14 protein-coding genes and 1 pseudogene are annotated in these 11,426 nt (G+C 68.3%); 4 read left to right on the top strand and 11 right to left on the bottom strand.

Features of this window, described 5'->3' with window-relative positions; all coding sequences use genetic code 11:
• The 3 genes and pseudogenes from WBA11_RS08310 to WBA11_RS08300 form a co-directional block, all read left to right on the top strand.
• Window positions 1-300 (top strand): annotated as a pseudogene (locus WBA11_RS08310) (aspartate aminotransferase family protein); the annotation flags it as partial.
• Window positions 301-418: 118 nt separating this feature from the next.
• Window positions 419-1,195 (top strand): 23S rRNA (guanosine(2251)-2'-O)-methyltransferase RlmB, encoded by a 777-nt coding sequence (gene rlmB, locus WBA11_RS08305; protein ID WP_424520231.1) that lies wholly within the window; start codon window positions 419-421, stop codon window positions 1,193-1,195.
• 20 nt (window positions 1,196-1,215) lie between these two features.
• Entirely contained in the window at window positions 1,216-2,892 is a 1,677-nt protein-coding gene (locus WBA11_RS08300) for a hypothetical protein (RefSeq protein ID WP_424520230.1), read from the top strand.
• Window positions 2,893-3,012: 120 nt separating this feature from the next.
• Here WBA11_RS08300 and WBA11_RS08295 read toward each other — a convergent pair whose 3' ends face one another.
• The 10 genes from WBA11_RS08295 to hisH form a co-directional block, all read right to left on the bottom strand.
• Window positions 3,013-3,261: a hypothetical protein gene (locus WBA11_RS08295; protein WP_424520229.1), complete on the bottom strand. Its 249-nt coding sequence runs from the start codon at window positions 3,259-3,261 to the stop codon at window positions 3,013-3,015.
• A 109-nt stretch (window positions 3,262-3,370) separates the two neighbouring features.
• Window positions 3,371-3,739, bottom strand: a complete 369-nt coding sequence (locus WBA11_RS08290; RefSeq protein WP_424520228.1) for a hypothetical protein — start codon at window positions 3,737-3,739, stop codon at window positions 3,371-3,373.
• Window positions 3,740-3,762: 23 nt separating this feature from the next.
• A complete protein-coding gene (locus WBA11_RS08285; RefSeq protein ID WP_424520227.1) occupies window positions 3,763-4,779 on the bottom strand; it encodes a lysylphosphatidylglycerol synthase transmembrane domain-containing protein in 1,017 nt (338 codons plus the stop codon).
• A gap of 82 nt (window positions 4,780-4,861) precedes the next feature.
• On the bottom strand, window positions 4,862-5,476 hold the full coding sequence (locus WBA11_RS08280; protein ID WP_424520226.1) for a LolA family protein: 615 nt from the start codon (window positions 5,474-5,476) through the stop codon (window positions 4,862-4,864).
• Window positions 5,477-5,850: 374 nt separating this feature from the next.
• On the bottom strand, window positions 5,851-6,333 hold the full coding sequence (locus WBA11_RS08275; protein WP_424520225.1) for a hypothetical protein: 483 nt from the start codon (window positions 6,331-6,333) through the stop codon (window positions 5,851-5,853).
• Between the two features lie 121 nt (window positions 6,334-6,454).
• Window positions 6,455-6,940, bottom strand: coding sequence for a hypothetical protein (locus WBA11_RS08270; RefSeq protein WP_424520224.1), 486 nt, complete (start codon window positions 6,938-6,940; stop codon window positions 6,455-6,457).
• A gap of 56 nt (window positions 6,941-6,996) precedes the next feature.
• Complete coding sequence (locus WBA11_RS08265) at window positions 6,997-7,323, bottom strand: hypothetical protein (RefSeq protein WP_424520223.1); 327 nt, start codon at window positions 7,321-7,323, stop codon at window positions 6,997-6,999.
• Window positions 7,320-8,093, bottom strand: coding sequence for an imidazole glycerol phosphate synthase subunit HisF (gene hisF, locus WBA11_RS08260; protein ID WP_424520222.1), 774 nt, complete (start codon window positions 8,091-8,093; stop codon window positions 7,320-7,322). Before hisF ends, WBA11_RS08265 begins: the two co-directional genes overlap by 4 nt.
• 44 nt (window positions 8,094-8,137) lie before the next feature.
• Entirely contained in the window at window positions 8,138-8,935 is a 798-nt protein-coding gene (gene hisA, locus WBA11_RS08255; RefSeq protein WP_424520221.1) for a 1-(5-phosphoribosyl)-5-[(5-phosphoribosylamino)methylideneamino]imidazole-4-carboxamide isomerase, read from the bottom strand.
• 3 nt (window positions 8,936-8,938) lie between these two features.
• The gene (hisH, locus tag WBA11_RS08250) at window positions 8,939-9,580 is read right to left on the bottom strand and encodes an imidazole glycerol phosphate synthase subunit HisH (RefSeq protein ID WP_424520220.1); all 642 of its coding nucleotides are present in this window, start codon (window positions 9,578-9,580) and stop codon (window positions 8,939-8,941) included.
• 170 nt (window positions 9,581-9,750) lie between these two features.
• Between hisH and WBA11_RS08245 the strand changes: the two genes are divergently transcribed.
• The gene (locus WBA11_RS08245; RefSeq protein ID WP_424520219.1) at window positions 9,751-10,428 is read left to right on the top strand and encodes a response regulator; all 678 of its coding nucleotides are present in this window, start codon (window positions 9,751-9,753) and stop codon (window positions 10,426-10,428) included.
• A gap of 145 nt (window positions 10,429-10,573) precedes the next feature.
• Here WBA11_RS08245 and WBA11_RS08240 read toward each other — a convergent pair.
• Window positions 10,574-11,426 (bottom strand): DNA translocase FtsK (locus tag WBA11_RS08240; RefSeq protein ID WP_424520218.1); only part of this gene is annotated, 853 nt, incomplete at its 5' end.

The following is an 11,426-nucleotide window of genomic DNA, read 5'->3' as shown; positions in this document are numbered from 1 at the left end:
GACCTGTTGGCGCCCGTCCTCGAGCCCGAGACCGACATCGTCGTGTACGCGCCGGTCGGGACGAGCGTGTCCGCCCTCGACGATCGGAGCGCGGCCATCTTCCAAGCTGGCATGGACGACCCTGAGGATCCTGTCTTCGTCAGCCTGTACCGGCTGTCGAGCGACGCCTTGCAAGCCGCGTTCCCCGGCCTCGAGGTTGACGCGGATGCGGCTCGCGTGCTCCGGTCCGTCCTGATGAAGCCGGAGCACGAAGCCTGGACGGATCGGCTGGCGGATCGGCTCGAGGCCCTCGCGGCGTAGCACGTCCTCGAGGCCGGACGCGCGTTCCTGCGTCGAGCGAGGACAGGGAATCCGCAGCGATTACGCGCCCTCGAGGTCGGCCTAGCCGCATTTTGTCTGCACGCACACCTCCCGACGCATGGCCCGCAACGAATCCCGCACCGACGTTCTCGCCGGCCGCAACCCCGTCCGTGAAGCGCTCGACCGGGGCGACGGTCGCGTCGAGAAGGTGATCTTGCAGAAGGGCGCCCACGGTAGTGCGATCGACGCGGTGCGGCGCATGGCCAAGAGCGCCGGCGTGCCGGTCCAGGTCGCGCCTCGGCAAAAGCTGGACAGCATGGCGCCCCAGGCCCAGCACCAGGGGATCGTCGCGGTCATCGCGCCCATCGCGTATGCCGACCTCGATGCGATGTTGTCCGCGATCGCGCCGACGCTGGACGACGTGCGCGCCGCCAAGCCCGTCCTGATCGCCCTCGATGGTGTCGAGGACCCGCGCAACTACGGCGCGATCCTGCGGAGCGCCGTCGCCGCCGGGGCCGCCGGAGCCATCGTGCCGAACCGCGAGATGGCCCCGCTCTCGGCCGTCGCGGTCAAGGCCAGCGCGGGGACCGCGCTCCGGCTTCCGATCGCCCGTGTGACGAATCTGGGCGACGCGCTCCACCAGCTCAAGGAGCGCGGCTACTGGGTCATCGGACTCGCCGACGACGGCGAAGATGCGACGACGATCTGGGACTACGACTGGGACCGACCGGTCGTGATCGTCGTTGGGAACGAGGGAGCCGGTCTGCGTCCCCGCGTTCGATCTTCGTGCGACGTGCTCGCGTCGATCCCGATGCGTGGGCCGGCCGAGTCGCTCAACGCGTCGGTCGCGGCGGGCGTAACCCTTCTCTGGGCTTCGAGGCGCGACCTGGGCTAGGCTGCATTATCTTCAGCGTTGTGCGTTACATCCTTCTCGCGGCCTTTGTAGCAGCGGCCCCGCTCGCTGCCCAGTCCATAGTCGTTGAGGTCGAGAGCGGCCCCGGTATAGACATCCGCCCAGACGCTTTCGGCATCCAGTACCACGGAGAGACGTACAACGCGCCTCTCGCCCTCGAGAAGCTGTCGGCACTTCCGCTTTCGGGCGTGCGCATCTGGGCCTACCCGTCTCAATTTCACCCCCGACCCGGCGTTTGGGAGTGGGCCGACCTCGATCGGAAGATCAACGAGGTCGTCGCCGCGGGATACGAGCCTTGGGTGTGCCTGTTTCAGGCTGAGACCTGGTACGATGGGACACCTGACGACCCGTGGTGGACGCGGTCCGCGCCACGGGTCGAGTGGTCGCTCACGGCAGAAGCCCTAGCCCGGAGGTACAGTGACCGGGTCGACCGGTGGATCGTGTTTGACGAGGTCAACATCCTTCACCCGAGCCGCCCAGCATACATGTCTCCGACACTCGCTGCGGAGCTCTATGTCGAGGCCGCGAGGGCTATCCAGGCGGGCGACGCTGGGGCCTGGGTTGGTGGGCCGTCCAACTTCGCAGGGTGGGAGAACGGCTATTGGGCACAGCGAGTGCTCGGGCTGTCGGGAGGGGCGGACGCGCTCGATTTCGTTTCCTCGAACCTGTTCCTGTCGTGGAATGCCGCAGATTCCGACCAGCACATTATGGACCGGACCATTTGGTACGAGGAGGCCGCTCTCAACATCCGAGAGATGATCGGAGGCGCCGACGACCCTCTCCTCGTCCTCGATGCCTACAACGCCTCGGCGCTCTGGACACGCGATGGGACCTCTAGCGGCGAGCTCTGGACGGACCCCCGCAACGTGAACACGTTCGGCGGTGTGTATCAGACTCTGGCGCAACTCCACGCGCTGCAAGGCGGGTTCGACGTGCTCCTCCGCTGGGAGACTCTGGGCGGATTCGGCATTCTGGAGTGGTTCCCGGCCTTCAATGAGCGCATCCCGTATTACGCGTGGCAGCTAACGGCCGGCCCGGGAAGGCTCCGCCCGGGGAGCTCTGTCCTTCGTGCGAAGACGACCGAGCCGCCGATCGATGACCTCCCCCACCACGGAGGGCAGAACGTTGCCGGGTACCATGTCCAGCCGTTCGCGGTAGCGGACGAGAACGGGACGAGCGTCTTCCTCATCAACAAGTACGACGAGTCGAGGACGGTCACGCTCCGGGCACCTCACGATGCAAGCGCCGTCGATGTCTACCGGTTCTCCGATGGGAGGCACGCCGAGAGCTTGGTCGCGATCGAGTCCCACTCTTCCGTCGTGGCGGACAGCGATCTTCAGCTAGACCTCCCAGGAGTGAGCGTGACGGTCATTTCGTTCGCGTCCTCGAGGGCGACGGCCGTCTCCGCAGCGAGGCCAGCGAGCGGAGCCCGGCTCTTGCCGCCCGTGCCCAACCCGTCGTTCGGTGCGACGACGCTCGTCCTCGAGGCAGACAGCCGCACGGACGCGACGCTCGACGTGTGGACGGTGACCGGCCGTCACGTCCGCGCGTTGTTCTCGGGGGCACTGGCAGCCGGCCGGCGGTCGGTCGAGGTCGGACCCCTTCCTGCCGGCACCTACGTGGCGCGTCTGTGCAGTGACGCGGGATGTACGTCGGTGCCGATCGTGCGCGCGCGCTGATACAAAAATGGCGGGGCGACCTCGAGGCCGCCCCGCCAATCCCTCTGTCAGGCCCGGAGGCCCTTCTCACCCAACCCTGGGAGAGACTTGTCGCCGCGCGAGGGGAGCGCAGCGGGCGCGCTAGGAGCGGCGCCGGAGGCCGTAGACGATCTTACGAATCGTGTCGAACTGGAGGTACGGGTGCTGCTCGCGGAGCTCCTCGATGGCCTCGTAGGCCGGCACGTCCTCGGCCCGCATCGAGCGGAACTGCTGCCGGATCCTGTAGTCGCGGACGCCCTTCTCGTTGAGCAAGTTGTGCGCGTCGAGGACCTGGTAGAGCTCGTCAGGGACGAGGCCTCCGAGGGGGTTCTGTGTGGCCGAGATCTCCATGTGGCGTCGGGGCTTGGGCGGGAACTCTTGTCTCGTCAGTAACGGTACGGAGCCGGTCCCGGTCAAACCCGTCGAGGCCGGTGAACCGTCGGGACTCGGCTCCGAACGGTCATCGGCCCGCTCCCGGCGGCAGGACCTCGGCCTCGAGGACGGACCACGACCGGACCTCGAGCCAGCGGCGCCCGCCTCGCCCCCTCAGCCGACCGACGGCGAGGAGGTGGTCCTCGACCTCGAGGTCGGGAGCGTCCAAGCGCAGCGGGAACGCGTCGTCGCCGGTCGTGACCCAGACGCTTTGGGCGTCGATCTGGACGACGATCCCCCGGACCGACGCCTCGATCGTCCGGCCTCGAAACGCCATCGTGTCGAGCGTCGTCGCCGTCGCGTCCTCGAGGACGACCCGTGACTCGGGCGTGGCGAGCGGGCCGCTGCCGCGCGACAAGAGACCCAGCGCCACGCCCAGGCCTCCGAGTCCGAGCAAAGCGGCGACAATCGTCCTCGAGGTCATGCGACGCGACGGGCCGCGCCGGTGATCCCTTTGAACGTCGTGCCCGTCGCGGCCAGCGCAAGGACTCCCAAGATGCAGTAGAAGACGACGCCCGCCGCGTGGACGAGCAAGGCGTAGGTCGCAGCCGGCGTCGCGCCGACGGCGAACAGCAGCGTCAGCGCCTGGACGGTGGCGTAGTGAAACGACCCCGTCCCGCCCGGAGAGGGAATCGCCATCCCGATCCCCCCGATCGCCATGACGGCCCACGCGTCGACCAGGCCGAGCCCGAACGCCTCATCGAGGCCGAGGAGCCGGAGGGGGAGGTCGGCCATGAGGCCGTACGTCAGCCACAGGAGGACGGTGGAAAGGACCACGGATCCCGGGCGGCCCGTTCGCGCGACCGACACCAGGCCTCCCCGGAACGCTTCCAGCAAGGACGCGAAGCGGCTTCGGCCTCGACGGATCAACACGGCGCCCCCGACGAGCGAGGCGACCCCCACGATGGACAGCACGACGAGAAGCCAGACCGGGACGGCGCCCAGCATGTCCAGGGCTCCACCTGCGGCGGTCTGAAGCAATCCCGTGACGCGGTCGCCGAACAGGATCGCCACGGAAAGCAGGACGGCGGCCAGCCCGATCACATCGAGGACGCGCTCGGCGACGACCGTCCCGAACACGCCCGCAAACGGTGCCGAGGTACGCCGCGAAAGGTGGGCCGCTCGAGCGACTTCGCCGAGTCTCGGGGCCGCGTAGTTGACCAGGTACCCGATGACGACCGACGCCGAGGTGTCTCGGATCGGGGTCCGCGCGGTTCGCTCCGGGAGCGCGTCGACGAGCAGGCCCCACCGCCAGGCTCGGATCGCGACTGAGATCAGCCCGGTGATGATGTAGGGGACCATCCAGATCCACTCGCCTTGCGCGAGCGCGACGCCGACGGCCTCGAGGTCGGCGTGGCGCAGCGCGAGCCACAGCAGTCCGGCCCCGAGCGCGAGGCTCGCGACGAGCGAGAGGATGCCTTTAAGGCGGTCGGACACGGAGGCGGGATCCAAAAAAGCGCGGGGCCGCTCGTGCAGCCCCGCGCCCAAAGGTCGCTACGGGAGGGTCTCCGTGTCGCCGCTACCGCAGGTCGACGACCTCGGTCCCGGCCGGCGCCGAGAACCGGAACGTCGAGGCCGGTAGCGACACGTTGCGCTCGACGTCGCGCAGGTCGAAGGCCAACGTGCTGCCGCTCGTGTCGTGGACCCGGACGCGCGTCGGGACGGCGTCAGACGAGCGGACGTACAGCGTCGCGTCGCGGACCGACGAGCCGGACTGGCGCGGCCGCAGCGTGAGAACGTCGTGGCGGACGCCGCCGATGGTCGCCCTCGAGGCCGCCGTCACGCGGAACACCTCGAGGTAGTCCGTGAACAGCTGTCCGACCGAGAAGCCGACGCGGGCGGGCTCGTAGTCCTGGACCACGACCTGCTCGTCGTCGCGGGAGTACGACCACAGCGTGCCGCCGTCGGTGACCAAGACCTGATTGCCGAGGTCAAGCCGGAACGCGTCGCGGCGGACGGAGAGCGTGCCCTCGAGGCGCTGGCCGCCGGCGGTCTGGACGAAGGACGCTCGCAGCGTTTCGAGCGCGCCGTAGCGCTCCTGGAGCTGCCGTGCGACGGCTTCGGGGGACTGTGCCAGGGCGGGACCCGAGAACAGGACCGAGCCGATAAAGGCGAAGATGGGAAGGCGTAGCACTCGTGACATGGTTGGGGGGACGATGTGAACGGTTGACATCGGCCATTCGTTCAACCGCCGTGCCGCGCGACTCGCCGTGACACGACGGACACAACCTGACGACACGGTCGCGACCTCGAGGGCGAGTCGTCGGCCGTTTTGGGGCCACACACGCCCTCGAGGACGGTCCTCATGTCCACCGTCTCTCTTCTCACGGAGCCGTTTCCATCTTGGCTCCGAACGAAATTCGTGACGTGACCGACCATCATCGTAGACGGTCCAACTCTGTAGACCACCCTTCCAGTTGGTTGAGGGATCATGGGATGGAGGGATGCGGGATGGGTGCGACGCCTCCCATTCCATCCCTCTGTCCATCCAGCATCCTGAAGGATGCTCTAGAAAGAGCCTGGAGTGAGTCTCAGTATGAGGACCCGCTCGGGCACCAGCATCGCCACCTGGACCTTGATGCCCGACTTCAGAATTCGTCCACTGGCCGGGTTAAACTCGGTCCAATCCGTCGCGTCGTAGAAGCCGTTCGGACCAGCAGGCCCTAGCTCTCCTTTGAGGCCTTGGGCGAACTGAGTGAGGTTTTCGGCGGAGACGTCCTCGCCTGGCTTGATCGAGAGTTGCACGATGCGGTTGTCTCGGACGTCAGCCCGCACCCAGGCGATCTCGTCGTCAGCGGCCGGCCACCACACGGATCCAGCACCAGTTGCGACCGCGCCGGAGTCCGGTATAGGCATCGACGTCTCCACGTCCTCCCAGCCTTGGCCTATCGACGAAAGCAACAGGTCTGGGTCTTCGATCGAGGTCGGGCGCTCGCCCTCTTGTGCGGAGACGGCCGCGGCGAGGGCGAAGAACAGGAGGGCGGTGCGCATGGACCCGGCAGTGTCTGGACGGTGAACCTACGTGCCGCCGCCCTCGAGGGCGTCTCGGAGCAAGGGACGTAGAGGGCGCCGAAGTGGGTTACGTCCTCGAGGACGAGGAGCGGCCGAGCGGCTACGGATAGGACCCCGGCGTGAGGCGTACCACCATCAGACGCTCCTCGGCGAAAATCCCGTACTGAACCTTGAGGCCCGGCGGATACTCGAGGCCGATCTCTTCGCGGAAGTCGCCCCATCCTGCGGTGTCGAAGTACCCGTCGGGACCCGCCGGCCCTACCTCCGCCTCGAGTTCCTGGACGAATCGGGCCAGTCCTTGGCTAGGAAACGAAGCGTTGACGGGAGACGTGACCTGGACGACCACCCCATGCTGAACGTCGACTCGGACCCACGCGCCGCGGCCCGACGGCCACCAGACGGACCCTGCGCCGCGTGCGACCGCGCCGGAATCGGGTGCGGGCGTGACGGCCTCGAGGTCGGCCCACTCCCGGCCGAGCATCCGGACCAAGGCCTCCGGGTCCGTAGACGGGTCCGCACGGGGCTCGGAGTCCGTCTGCGCGTGGGCCAACGGGGCGAGGAGGGCGAACAGAACGATCAGACGCATGGCTCCGGTAGGTCAGAGCCCGAACCTACAGACGACGCCATCAGCCCGGGTAGGCGCTAAGCCTCGTCCTCGATGTGCCGCTCTCCGCGGCGGCGCAACCCGCGGCCCATCCGGCCCTCGTACAAGTCCTCGCCCGCCTGCATCCGCTGGTAGGCCTTCCTGAGCACGATTCCGACCAGGACGGCCCCTCCGATCGTGACCAGCCAGACGGGGAGCCAGTACGAGTGGTCGAAGGTGCCTTCGAACCAGCGGGGCTTTTTGAGCCGCACGTCCGGGTTCGCGACCGCGGCCCAGGTGAGGTAGCCGCCCACGAACAGCAAGAAGGCCACGACCACGCCGATACCGGCGCGCAGAAGGCGGAGTCCTTGATTGAGTTCGCTCATGTCTCAACGGGGCGGACGCGGACACCGGCCGCCTCGAGGTGGGCCTTGGCCTCGGCGACCGTCGTCTCTCGGAAGTGGAACATCGAGGCCGCGAGCACGGCGTCGGCACGGCCGTGGACGAGTCCGTCCTCGAGGTCGGACAGCGTCCCGGCGCCGCCGGACGCGATCACCGGCACGTCGACGGCGTCATCGAGGGCGCGCAGCAGGTCGAGGTCGTAGCCCGCCTTGGTGCCGTCGCGGTCCATGCTCGTCACCAGCAGCTCGCCGGCTCCCAACCGGGCGCCCTCGACGGCCCAGGCGACCGCGTCTCGGCCCGTCGCGCGCCGACCGCCGTGGGTGAACACCTCCCAGCCGCTCTCGGTGTCGCCGGTGCGCTTGGCGTCGATGGCCAGCACGACGCACTGCGAGCCGAACGTCTCGGCGGCCCGAGTCAGCAGGTCCGGGTCCCGAAGCGCGGCCGAGTTGATGGACACCTTGTCGGCTCCGGCCTCGAGGAAGGTGCGCACGTCCTCGACGGAGCGGACGCCGCCGCCGACGGTGAGCGGGATAAAGACCTCGTCGGCCGCGCGCCGGATGACGTCGATGATGGCCGAGCGGTCCTCGTGCGTGGCGGTGATGTCCAAGAAGACCAGCTCGTCGGCGCCTGAGGCGTCGTAGAACCGGGCCTGCTCGACCGGATCCCCGGCATCGACCAGGTCCACGAACTGGACGCCTTTGACGACGCGGCCGTCGTGGATGTCGAGGCAGGGGACGATGCGTTTGGCCAGCATGAGCGGGTGCCGAGAGTCGCGTCCTCGAGGACGCCGGTTGGGAGCTAGTCCTGGTCCTTCAGGGCCATCCGCGCGGTCGAAAACCGATCGAGGTCGACCTCGTCCTTTTTGTGCCAGCACCAGAATTGCTGGCACGGGAAGCGGTTCTCGTACAGTGCTCGCCCGACGATCACCGAGTCGACGCCGGTCGACTCCATCGACTGGAGCGAGAGCAGGTCGCGGTACTCGCCGACGCCGCCCGACGCGGTAACGTGCGCCTTGGTCAGCTTCGAGGTCATCTCCCGGTAGGCGTCCACGTTGGGACCTTCGAGCGTCCCGTCGCGGCTGATGTCGGTGTAGACGAACCGCCGCACGCCGCGCGCCTCCATGTCGACGGCCAGGTCGACGGCGTCGATGCCGGAACCCGCTTCCCAGCCCTCGGTCCGCACCTCGCCGTCCTTCGCGTCGATCCCGACCACGATGCGACCTCGTCCAAACCGCTTGACGGCGTCGCTCACCAAGTCGGGGCTCTTGACCGCGGCCGTGCCCAGGATGACGCGGTAGACGCCGAGCTCGAGCATCTCCTCGATGTCACTCATCGTGCGGATGCCGCCGCCGACCTGGACGGGGACGTCGAGCGACGCGGCGATTTCGGCGATCACCCGGCGGTTGTCGGACACCTCGTCGGCCGTCGTTCGGGCGGCATCGAGGTCGACCAGATGGAGCACCTTGGCGTTCATCACCCGCCACAGCTTCGCCATGCGGACGGGGTCCTCGAAGTAGACGGTCTCGTCTTCGTAGCGCCCCTGTCTCAGGCGCACGCAGCGCCCGTCGCGGAGGTCGATGGCGGGAATGACGAGCATGCGCTAGACCGAAACCGGGGACGGGGACCACGCCGCGAACCTACGCAGCATCTCGAGGCCGACACGCCCGCTCTTCTCGGGGTGGAACTGGGCGCCGACGACGTTGTCGCGTCCGACCACGGCCGGGACGTCGATCCCATAGTCGACCGTCGCCAAGACCGTCGCCGCGTCGGCGGGAGCGGCGTGGTAGGAGTGGACGAAGTAGGCCCACGCGTTGTCGGTGGGGGGGAGGACGGCGTGGGCATCGCGACCCACCAACTCGTTCCAGCCCATGTGCGGGACTTTCAAGCGGCGCCCGTCGACCTCGAGGTCGGCGGGAAACCGGACGACGTGACCGGGCAAGAGGCCAAGGCCCGGGACGTCGCCGACGCCCTCGCTCGAGGACTCGAACAACAGCTGCATCCCGACGCAGACGCCGAAGAGAGGGACACCGGCGTGGGCGCGATCGAGGACCACGTCCCACAAACCGCGCGCTCGGATCTCGTCCGCGCACGCACCGAACGCGCCGACGCCGGGCAAGACCAGTCGCTCAGCGTCCTCGATGCGGCCGGGATCGTCGGTGCGCTCGACCTCGACGCCCGCCGCCGCGAACGCCTTCGCGAGCGACCGCAGGTTGCCAATGCCGTAGTCGATGATGGTGGTCATGGTCGCAAGGAACGCCCTCGAGGTCGCGAGGTGCGCACGCGGCGCCTGCTTTCCTCATTCTTCGCCTGCGCGCGTCGGCGACGGCCAGGCGTCGGGTCTCGGCTCCCCTGCATCGGGGAGGCGGCAAGCCGTCTGCGAGTACGACATTTCGCGAACCCGCCGCTGATCCCATGTCCGCTCCCGTCCGTATCGCCATCGTCGAGGACCACGCTGTGCTTCGCGAGCGACTGGAGCAGCAGCTCGCGTTCTTCGAGGCCGTGGACCTCGTCCTGAGCTCCGAGAGTGGCGACGCCTTCCTCGCCGACCTCGAGGTCCGCAGCCGTAGCGACGCGCCTTTGCCAGACGTGGTGCTGATGGACATCGAGATGCCGGGCCGCGACGGGACCGAGACGACGGCCGAGCTCAAACGGACCTGGCCCGACATCGAGGTGCTGATGCTGACGGTCTTCGAGGCCGAGGACAAGATCTTCTCGGCGATCCAGGCCGGCGCCAGCGGCTACCTCCTCAAGGACGACGGGCCGGACGCCATCGTGCGCGCCGTCCTCGAGGTCGAGGCCGGTGGCGCGCCGTCGTCGCCGTTGGTGGCGAGGAAGCTGCTGGGCTACGTCCGCGAGCAGTCGTCCTCGACGCTGCGTGGGGCCGACGCGGCTCAGTCGCTCCGGCTCACACCCCGCGAGACCGACGTGCTCGCACAACTCATCGAGGACGTCTCGGAGGTCGAGATCGCGGAGGCGTTGGGCGTGAGCCCCCACACGGTGCGGACGCACGTTAAGAACCTCTACGGCAAGCTCCAGGTGCACAGCCGCGCCCAGGCGGTCCGGGCGGCGTTCGAGCGCGGGCTGGTGTGAGGTCTCGCCCTCGATGACGAGATGGGTTCGATGACGAGATGGGGCGCGGCGTGCTCGCCCCCTTCAGAATCACGCGTCGGGACACGGCGTGCCATGTCGGCGTCCGGTCTCGAGGTCGCCACAACTTCCTGACGTCCTCGACGGCCTATGCCTCGAGGTCGGGGAGCGTGTCCGTCGAGGCGCCGTGCAGGTGCACGTCGAGCGCGTGCTCGCTCTCGATCAGCACGTCGCGCGCCTTCGAGCCCTCGAACGGGCCGACGATGCCCGCGTCCTCGAGTTGGTCCACCAACCGCGCCGCCCGCGTGTAGCCGACGGACAGCTTGCGCTGCAACAGCGAGACGGAGCCTTGCTGGCTGCGGACGATGACCTTGGCCGCGTCCTCGAACAAGTCGTCGCGGTCCGTCGAGCTGTCGCCCGCCGATCCCTTGACGGCGTCGCCGCCGGCGTCCATCGGGGGCAGGAGGTAGGGGCCGGCGCCCTCCTGGCCCGAGATGAACCCCGCGACCGAGTCGACCTCTCCGACCGACACGAACGGCCCTTGCAGGCGCGTCAGGCGCGAGCCGTTCATGTACAGCAAGTCGCCGTTGCCGACCAACTGCTGCGCACCGCCGCCGTCGATGATCGTCCTCGAGTCGATCTTCGAGGACGTCTGGTAGGCCATCCGAGACGGGAAGTTGGCCTTGATAAGCCCCGTGATCACGTCGACCGACGGCCGCTGCGTCGCCAAGACCAGGTGGATACCGACGGCGCGCGCCATCTGTGCGAGCCGGGCGATCGGAGCCTCGACCTCCTTGGCCGACGTCATCATCAGGTCCGCCAACTCGTCCACGATGACGACGATGTACGGCAGGTGCTTGTGCTTGTCGCCTAGTTCGGAGAGCTTGCCCGCTGCCAGCTTTTTGTTGTACTCGCTGATCCCGCGGACGCCGGCCTCGGCCAGCAAGTCGTAGCGGATCTCCATCTCGCGCTCGCAGCTTCGGAGCACGGCAGCGGCCTCG

Origin of the sequence: Rubrivirga sp. (assembly GCF_049648075.1) — a bacterium.
Lineage (GTDB): Bacteria > Bacteroidota > Rhodothermia > Rhodothermales > Rubricoccaceae > Rubrivirga.
This window is presented reverse-complemented; position numbering and strand designations above follow the sequence as displayed.